The sequence below is a fragment of the Marinomonas transparens genome, assembly GCF_016463975.1.
Classification (GTDB): domain Bacteria; phylum Pseudomonadota; class Gammaproteobacteria; order Pseudomonadales; family Marinomonadaceae; genus Marinomonas; species Marinomonas transparens.
The window spans coordinates 1-653 of sequence record NZ_JAEMNX010000083.1; the positions used below are offsets into that span (position 1 = coordinate 1).

A 653-nucleotide genomic window follows, 5' to 3' on the forward strand; every position below is an offset into this window, starting at 1 on the left:
TTGTTCAGTTCAGACGCATTGATGACGATGCCGTTACCCGCCAGTGCCCCTTGGTTATCCAGCTTGGCGGAGTCTATGGTTAAGCTGCTGTCCTGCGCGAGGATGGTTCCAGAGCTAGTGATATTTTGTGCATCAATCTTAGTGCTATTAATCGCTTCAATGGTCGCATTGGTATTCGTTAAGTTTCCATCTGCGTCCAACGTCACATCGGTGTTCGCGTGAATCAGTGCACCGTCTGTATTGCTCACGTCTCCCTTGATGTTCAAATCCACGTTATCGGTGGAGAAGATCTGGCCGCTTGCCGTGCTGTTATGCAGTTCTGTTGCATTGAGGACGATGCCGTTACCTGCCAAGGCACCTTGGTTATCCAGTGTGGCGGTATCAATCGTTAAACTGCCGCCTTGCGCGAGGATGGTGCCGCTGCTGCTGATATTTTGAGCATCGATTTTGGTAGTGTTAATGGCTTCGATGGTAGAGCCTTCGTTAATGAGATTACCGTCAGCATCCAAGGTGACATCCGTATTGGCGTGAACCAGTGCGCCTTCTGTGTTGGTAACGTCTCCCTTGATGTTCAGATCCACGTTATCCGTGGAAAAAATCTGACCGCTTGCCGTGCTGTTATTGAGCTCAGTGGCATTAATCTCAATGCCCTT

General features: G+C 49.6%; 1 protein-coding gene. It reads right to left on the reverse strand.

Annotated features, from left to right (window positions below; genetic code table 11):
• Positions 1-653 (reverse strand): hypothetical protein (locus tag I8J31_RS20740; protein ID WP_199470490.1); only part of this gene is annotated, 653 nt, incomplete at both ends.